This window comes from Acinetobacter sp. 243_ASPC (assembly GCF_001054715.1).
Classification (GTDB): Bacteria; Pseudomonadota; Gammaproteobacteria; order Pseudomonadales; family Moraxellaceae; genus Acinetobacter; species Acinetobacter soli.
The window spans coordinates 1-7,780 of sequence record NZ_JVOR01000059.1 but is presented as its reverse complement, the minus strand read 5'-3'; the positions used below and the strand labels follow the sequence as shown (position 1 = coordinate 7,780).

General features: G+C 43.2%; 7 protein-coding genes. 2 read left to right on the top strand and 5 right to left on the bottom strand.

What is annotated here, in order from left to right; translation table 11 throughout:
• Positions 1 to 432, top strand: a 432-nt coding sequence (locus tag ADA42_RS06125; RefSeq protein ID WP_048764111.1) for a cation:dicarboxylate symporter family transporter, incomplete at its 5' end; no start/stop codon positions are given.
• Positions 433 to 481: 49 nt separating this feature from the next.
• Here ADA42_RS06125 and ADA42_RS06120 read toward each other — a convergent pair.
• Positions 482 to 1,495 carry a CobW family GTP-binding protein gene (locus ADA42_RS06120; protein ID WP_048764109.1) on the bottom strand — a complete coding sequence of 338 codons (1,014 nt, stop codon included), beginning with the start codon at positions 1,493 to 1,495 and terminating at the stop codon, positions 482 to 484.
• A gap of 497 nt (positions 1,496 to 1,992) precedes the next feature.
• Here ADA42_RS06120 and ADA42_RS06115 point away from each other — a divergent pair, with 497 nt between their 5' ends.
• Entirely contained in the window at positions 1,993 to 2,247 is a 255-nt protein-coding gene (locus ADA42_RS06115) for a hypothetical protein (protein WP_004935962.1), read from the top strand.
• A gap of 142 nt (positions 2,248 to 2,389) precedes the next feature.
• Here ADA42_RS06115 and ADA42_RS06110 read toward each other — a convergent pair whose 3' ends face one another.
• The 4 genes from ADA42_RS06110 to ADA42_RS06090 all read right to left on the bottom strand — a co-directional run bounded on the left by ADA42_RS06110 (position 2,390) and on the right by ADA42_RS06090 (position 7,593).
• Positions 2,390 to 2,911: an acyl-CoA thioesterase gene (locus tag ADA42_RS06110; protein WP_004935959.1), complete on the bottom strand. Its 522-nt coding sequence runs from the start codon at positions 2,909 to 2,911 to the stop codon at positions 2,390 to 2,392.
• A gap of 234 nt (positions 2,912 to 3,145) precedes the next feature.
• Entirely contained in the window at positions 3,146 to 3,769 is a 624-nt protein-coding gene (locus ADA42_RS06100) for a MarC family protein (protein WP_004935953.1), read from the bottom strand.
• 13 nt (positions 3,770 to 3,782) lie between these two features.
• Positions 3,783 to 5,843: a choline transporter gene (locus ADA42_RS06095; RefSeq protein ID WP_004935950.1), complete on the bottom strand. Its 2,061-nt coding sequence runs from the start codon at positions 5,841 to 5,843 to the stop codon at positions 3,783 to 3,785.
• Between the two features lie 139 nt (positions 5,844 to 5,982).
• Positions 5,983 to 7,593, bottom strand: a complete 1,611-nt coding sequence (locus tag ADA42_RS06090) for a BCCT family transporter (RefSeq protein ID WP_048764104.1) — start codon at positions 7,591 to 7,593, stop codon at positions 5,983 to 5,985.
• Between the last annotated feature and the right edge of the window lie 187 nt (positions 7,594 to 7,780).

The window sequence follows — 7,780 nt, the reverse complement described above, 5'->3', positions numbered from 1 at the left end:
ATCATGAAAAAGCTGAAACAATTAGGAATTAAAGACTCTACGGTCGGTTTAGTTATTCCAACCGGATATTCATTTAATCTGGATGGTTTCTCTATTTATCTGACCTTAGGTGTTATTTTTATTGCGCAGGCCTGTAATATTGATCTGTCTATGCATGATCTGATTATGATTTTGCTGGTGTCACTGGTTACGTCAAAAGGTGCACACGGCATTCCTGGATCAGCATTGGTGATTTTAGCCGCCACCTTATCCGTTATTCCAAGTTTACCTGCCATTGGTCTGGTCCTGTTGTTATCGGTTGACTGGTTTATCGGGATTGTTCGTGCATGCACCAACCTGATTGGCAACTGTGTTGCAACTGTTGTCATTGCGCATTGGGAAAAAGACATCGATCATGCTCAAGCCAAGGCCATGCTTGAGCAAAAGCACTAACAAGAAGTTTTCTAACTGAACTCATGATCAGAAATAGCACAGATCTGCGTTATTCCTGATCATCTTCATTACAGCGGCAAGCCAGCAAGGCTTGTTCAAAGGCGAGCCAGTCTTGTGACAATGGAGTAATGATCTCAATACGATTGTCTGTATTGGCCTGCCCTGTTTTGTAATTGAGCTGTGCTGGATTGAAATTAAAGGTGATCCAGCCTTGGTTGGTATGAAAAATCGCTTTGATTCTTAACCAGCCCTCTATGCTACTCAGCAAATCAAATAAATCATCAAAATCAAATTGCCAGTGACGTGAAAACTTCCAGCCAGCCACGCTATATTCTCCATTACTTTCAACATAATGATACGGCAATTGTTTAATCTCTTGTGGCGCCTGCTTGATCTCGATATTACGCTGCTGTTGTACCAGAAGTGGTTGCATGCGTTTTACCGTAGCCAGTGAGGGCCGATCAATTGCAGCCAAAGCCAGTATTCCATTGGATACCTCAAACCATGTTTGGGCATAAGGTGCGTACTCTTGCTGAAGCTGCTCTAATGCTTGCTCATCGGCATGGGTCATCTGATCATGATGTGACACCACCACCAATTGTGCAGCTTTGAGTTGATCTTGATATAAATGTTGCTCAACCCAAGCTTGATTGTGTAATCGACTGCCATCAACTACTGTGATCAACGCACGCATCTGAATACTGCTGTGCCAATGCGGTTCTGAAAGCTGTTCAAGTAACTGAGCAGGATGTCCAAGCCCTGTCGGTTCAATAAACAATCGATCAGGTTTGGTTTCGCTGAGCAACCGGGCAAGTGCGATGTGTAAGGGCAGCTGACTACTACAACACATGCAACCACCGAGCAATTCTTTCACTTCATAGCCAGATTCATTGGGAAGTATTTGCTGATCGATACCAATCTGCCCAAATTCATTCATCAATACCGCCCACACTTCATGCTTGGGTTTTTGTAGCAAAAGCTGCTGAAGCAAGGTCGTTTTTCCAGCACCGAGAAAACCAGAAATAATATGTGTCGGAACCGCTTGAGGAATGACCAGTTTCACGTCGAATACGCACTCACTAAAAGTTATAGTCTAACGTATTTCATATATTGCTGCTGTCTTCGAAAGAATAGAAATGATCATGATTTGAATTAGCGTAAAAGTTGCTATAGCATTACCAAATGGCAAGATCTATGCGACTTTCATCACTTATTTAAATGGATAAAAAGATTAGGATAATTATATTTAATGGGAAAAACAATTTTGACTGTAGGCTCAGCCCACAGTGACATGTTTTGCTTTGGTAAATATACAGATTAAAAAATAACCAAAAAGAAATATCTTCAAACAGTTTTTGGCGATTTTTTTCTGTTTTTTTTACATGAAACATACACAGGATTTATATGTGTGAACGCTGTGTAATCCAGTCTGTTTCACTTTGTTGGATTGATTGTCAGATGCAGATTTGGCTTTTAGCATGATCAACAAGTCGACAGCCAAACTTAAACTATAGGCTGCGATGGTCATAGTGTATTTTAAATTACCAAAGGATGCCTCCTATGAAACTTGTAAAAACTTTACTTGCAACAACATTTGCTCTGACTGCTGCAACTACTACGTTTGCTGCTTCAGCTCACGATAAACATCAAACTAAAGCAGATGAAAAAGTTGTAGTGTCAACTCAAGAATTACCTGATGCAACCTCTTCGAAAACCTCGGCTGCAACACAACAACCAGCTGCGGCACAACCTAGCACTGAAAATGCGGCTGAATCAGGTAATGCACCAATCCAACCGGCTCAGCCTGCTCAATAATCATCAGCTAAACAATCAAGCCGCTCATCCAATTGAATTGATTAGCATATCTTGATTGCAACAAAAAAGAGCTAACCTCTTGCTGCGGTTTAGCTCTTTTTTATGTGACCTAACAACCAGACCACTACTCAGCCATAGCGCTTTATGCCTGCTGACTCGTTTTAAATAGACTGCAAGACGGGCCAGAATTGTCTTGTAAACGGCGTTGTTTACGCTGCTCTGCTGCCTCAAAACGACAGCGTTTCCACTCGGTATCGAGCTTTAAGGCTGGCACGGCTTTCGGTTTACCATTTTCATCGACTGCCACCATGGTGAAATAGCAGCTATTGGTATGGCGTACTGTACGCTTTTGAATATGTTGTGCTTCTACACGAATCCCGATTTCCATCGAGGTTTTACCCACATGGTTCACACTGGCCAGAAAAGTCACCAGCTCACCCACATAAATTGGCTCTTTAAAGGTGACTTTATCGACCGACAGCGTAACCACATAGCTACCCGAGTAGCGGCTTGCACAGGCGTAAGCCACCTGATCGAGCAATTTTAAGATGGTTCCCCCATGGACATTTCCTGAAAAGTTGGCCATATCTGGGGTCATCAAGACCGACATAGTCAATTCAGATTGTTCTTCAGAAGTTTGTGTAATTTGATCTAATGGAGACATAGTGTTCTTTCGCTCTACACGGTAAAACGTTATGGCGTTCATTATGAAACAATTTACTCTAGATAACCATGTCCGTTTCGGCAAAAGCTTATCTGTGTATGAATTTCAGATATGTACTCCTCACTTCTATCTACAGCGCTTGTATAAAACAGACCATGGCGTCAATCTGAAATACATCCTGATCAATAAAAAACGGGAGCATATCGCTCCCGTTTTCTATTTGCTTAAAGTCAGTTAACCCAGCGGTATGTCTTTGACTACCCCCGTGATTCCGGTAATCATCATATCAATCGCGATGGTACCAATCAGTAACGCAGATAAACGCCCGACAATATCTACATAACGATCGATATATTTGGCATGTTTATAGCGTAGATGATCATGTGCAAATTTCATTAAAATGAGCAAACTACAGGTCACGGTCAGTGTTAAAGCGATAATCAGCGCCGCACCACCAATAGGAAGTCCGATTCCGGTCACTACAGCCGCACTGATCGTACCCGGGCCAATCATAAACGGCATTGCAATGGTGCCAGCCAAATGTTCAGGCGCACCACGCATTTCACCAATAGTATCTGCACCCTGAAACACATAGCGATAACCAATCACCAAAAAGATAAGCCCACCAAAAATCTGGAATGCTTCAAAACGTACATTCAAATATTTGCTAAAGATGGTTTCGCCACCCCAAGCAAATAAAACAAAGACAATAAATGCAATCATACAACCTTGTATCAATGCTCTATTAAAGACCTTTGCTTCAGAATTTCGGATCATGCCGATCATGTAAATGCTCATCAAAAATGGATTGAGCAACGAAAAAAACAAGGCAAAGGAATGAATATACGGCGTCAACATTCAACGGCTCCCCTTAGGCTTTAGGGTCTGGAAATAGTGGTCGGTTCCCCGGACTGATACGATTGATATGCAAGAATGTCATATGGCGCTCGTAACGATCCAGAATGTCATTAATCACCTGTTCCTTGGTATAACCTACAAGGTCGTTTCCTTGAGATCCTTCATATAGATAGGTCTCTAAACGATAATAGAACTGTTTGCCACGTTTACCGCGTTCACTAAAGTTGGGCGCAATATAACGGACAGGCCAGATCTGGTAAATAAAGTTTTGTTCCTCTTCAAGGTGAATCGTGATATCCAAATGATAAAGCTCTGGATCTTCTTCAAGTTCAACCTCCTGCACATCGACAGTGACTGCACGCTTCTCAAGCTCATCGGCAACTGCCTGAACCGCAGGTTTACAGATTTCGTTCAGCATACGCTTGGTTTCTGAAGTTCCCGGATGATGCATCACGCGTGACAAACGCTTTTTCCAGTTCAGAATGTCCACATTCCCCACCACTGGGGCTGCATTGAGACTCGCACTGGCCTGCCGGTAATCTTCTAGCCGCAGCGACTTGTACAAACCTGCCATCACCAAGAACATCACAAAACTAAAAGGCAAGCCCATAATAATGGTGGCGTTTTGCAGTGCGGTAATCCCGTTGGTCATGAGCATTGCAAGCGTGAGCAAACCAATCGCCACCGCCCAAAAAACACTGAGCCAGCGCGGTGCATCATGATCGATGTTGGTAAATTGAGTGGTAAAGTTCCCCAAAACCAGTGCACCTGAATCTGCCGATGTGACATAAAAGAGCAAGCCGGTAATGGTAGCGACACCCGCAATAAAAGGAAACCACGGATATTGTGCAAGCAAGTCGTAAAAGCCATGCGCAGGATTGACTAAAACGGTTTGCGCCAGAGCAATATTGCCATCGAAAATGACATTATGGAGTGCGCTGTTTCCGAAAATAGACAGCCAAGTCAGGGTAAATAATAATGGAATAATTAAAGTCCCACTGACAAACTCGCGAATGGTTCGTCCACGTGAAATACGTGCCAAAAATAGCCCCACAAAAGGAGACCATGCCACCCACCACGCCCAGAAAAACAGCGTCCAGTTGTTCATCCATTCTTTCGGTTGAGTAAATGCAAAGGTTTCCAGTGCCAAGGTAGGAAAACGACTTAAATAGTCCCCCACATTTTGTACCAGTGCATTTAATAAGAACTCAGTATTGCCTAAAAACAAGATAAACAGCATCAGGCCAACAGACACATAAATATTGACTTCCGATAAAATCCGTAAGCCCTTATTGACACCAGACGTTACCGAAATAATGGTGATAATGACTGCCACCAAAATTAATGCGGTTTGAACCCATAAGTTTTCAGGTAAATCAAACAACACATGCAAGCCATAATTGAGCTGCACCACCCCAATACCACAGGTGGTGGCAATCCCGAAAATGGTCCCGATTACGGCCGCAGTATCGACACTATGGCCAATGGGTCCATTAATTTTTTTCCCAAAAATAGGATATAACGCTGAACGAATCGTAAGTGGCAAATTATAACGATAACTAAAATAACCTAGAGCCATTCCGACCAGTGCATACATACACCAGCCAGTGAGTCCATAGTGAAACAGTGTCCAGACCATCGCCTGACGTGCTGCTTCATAGGTCTGGCCCTGCCCTACAGGTGGGTTCATATAATGAGACAATGGCTCTGCCACCGAGAAAAACATCAAATCGATGCCGATCCCTGCCGAGAACAGCATGGCTGACCAGCTTAATAGACTAAACTCTGGTTTGGAGTGTTTGGGCCCTAACTTGATATTGCCGTAGCGCGAACAGGCAATAAATATCACAAACACCATATACAGCGTTGCAGCAAGCAGGTAGTACCAACTAAAAGTGGCACTCACCCAGCCAAGCACAGCACTCAGGATGTGATTGGCAAACTCATTGAATAAAATCGTCGTTAAAGAAAATATTAAAATAATAAGCGCAGAAACGTAAAAGACCACACGATTTAAACGATCTTTCGGATGAGTCGTTTGATCATCAACTGCTCTTGGATTATCTGTTGCCATACAATCCTCAAGAAAATAAAAGAAAAAGAAAAGTACAAAAGCCAATCCTTCAGCACCTGCATGAGCTGCTCAAGGATTGACTAAACTACACTGTTGTTTTTGCCTGAACCGGTCAGGAATAAAACATTGCCATCTACAATTACACGGAGCTGGTTTCTTTGGCTGGTTGTGCAGATGCTCGCGTTTGGGTCATCTGTGCCTCAGCGTGCGGTTTGTGTGTTTCTTCTTGCTTTAATGCTTTCGCAAGCCCAAACATATAAAGCAGTAAAATCACGGAAAATGGTAAACCACATAACACCACCGCACTTTGCATGGCACTAAAGCTGCCCGCGAGTAATAGTCCGATACTCACGATGGTGATCGTGACGGACCAAAAAATGCGTAACCAAACCGGTGAATCACTATCGCTTGTGCCACCTTGAGATGACAAGTTGGCTATCATAAGTGTACCAGAGCCCACTGGGGTTAAAAATAAAACGAAACAAATCACCACAACAATTCCAGCCACATATGGATGAAAAGGCAAATATTCAAGTAACTTAAACAAAGACATAGCTGGATCTTTGAGTACCAAAGTTCCCAAAATGCCCTGACCTTGATTTAAAATTAAATCAATTGCCGTGTTGCCAAAAATCGAAATCCACGCCAGTGTAAAACCTAACGGAATGAGGCATACACCTAAAACCACTTCCCGAATGGTACGCCCCTTTGAAATACGGGCAATAAACATGCCCACAAACGGCGCCCAAGCAATCCACCATGCCCAGTAAAAAATCGTCCACGATGCCAGCCAGCCTGTGGCTTTTTTATCATACAAATACAGATCAAAACTTTTTTGCACGAAGTGACTTAAGTAATCTCCAGTATTTTGCACCAGCCCATTTAACAAATGATTGGTTGGTCCGGTAAAAAACACAAAAGCCAAAAGCAGATAAAGCAAGCGCAGATTCACTCGTGACAACCACGCTAAACCTTTTTCAATACCAACCACGGTGGTCATGGTGGCCACCACCATCATTAAAACAACTGTGGTAATGAGCGTTAGGCTGGAGTTTGGAATCGCCGGAAACAAGTAGCAAATTCCTGACACTAAAACCAGCGCACCAATCCCCAGATTGGTCACCAAAGAAATGATCGTGGCCAAAATACCAAAACCATCGACCATATGACCAATCAAGCCATGAATTCGTTCGCCAAAAATAGGATACAGTGCCGAACGTAATGCCAGAGGCAAATCACGCCTGAAGGCAAAATAACCCAGTGTGACACCTACCAACGCATACAGCACCCAGCCATGTATACCCCAGTGCAAGAAGCTATACATCATGGCATTTTGAGCGGCTTCAACGGTGCCGCCTTGCCCTTCAGGAGGTCGCAAAAAATGATCGACGGGCTCAGCTACGCCGTAATACAGTAATGCGATCCCGATTCCGGCAGAAAAAAGCATAGATGTCCATGCCAGATAGCCAAATTCAGGACGGTCATGTGCTTTACCTAAAGGAATTTGCCCGACTTTGGAAAAAGCCAGCCAAGCAACAAAACCTAAAGAAAGTACCACCACCAGCATGTAATACCAGCCAAATAACTGGTTTACCTGCTGTTGAATCCACGTCAGTCCATTTTGGCTGGCACTAGGAAATAGCACAAACAACAAGCCGAAAAGACTGATACTAATTGCCGAACTCCAAAAAACGAAAGGATTCAGGCGAATCGGTAAGATGACGTTTTGTGTGTTACGTTTTGACCACATAACATTGCTCCTTGCACGGATGTGATTCGTCATTATTGATACTGCTGGCGCGCATCTCTCATGAAATTCCATCCCACGAGTTTGCTAAATGCTGGCGACTTTTAAATTTCCGTACATTCATAGAAATAACGGAAATTTGCATAATGATACTTTTAATTGATTGAACGTTCAATCAATTAAAAGTATC

Excerpts from the sequence above, each read along its gene's own strand:
- ADA42_RS06115 (WP_004935962.1), top strand. The coding sequence starts at position 1,993 with ATGAAACTTGTAAAAACTTTACTTGCAACAACATTTGCTCTGACTGCT.
- ADA42_RS06110 (WP_004935959.1), bottom strand. The coding sequence starts at position 2,911 with ATGTCTCCATTAGATCAAATTACACAAACTTCTGAAGAACAATCTGAA.
- ADA42_RS06100 (WP_004935953.1), bottom strand. The coding sequence starts at position 3,769 with ATGTTGACGCCGTATATTCATTCCTTTGCCTTGTTTTTTTCGTTGCTC.
- ADA42_RS06095 (WP_004935950.1), bottom strand. The coding sequence starts at position 5,843 with ATGGCAACAGATAATCCAAGAGCAGTTGATGATCAAACGACTCATCCG.
- ADA42_RS06090 (WP_048764104.1), bottom strand. The coding sequence starts at position 7,593 with ATGTGGTCAAAACGTAACACACAAAACGTCATCTTACCGATTCGCCTG.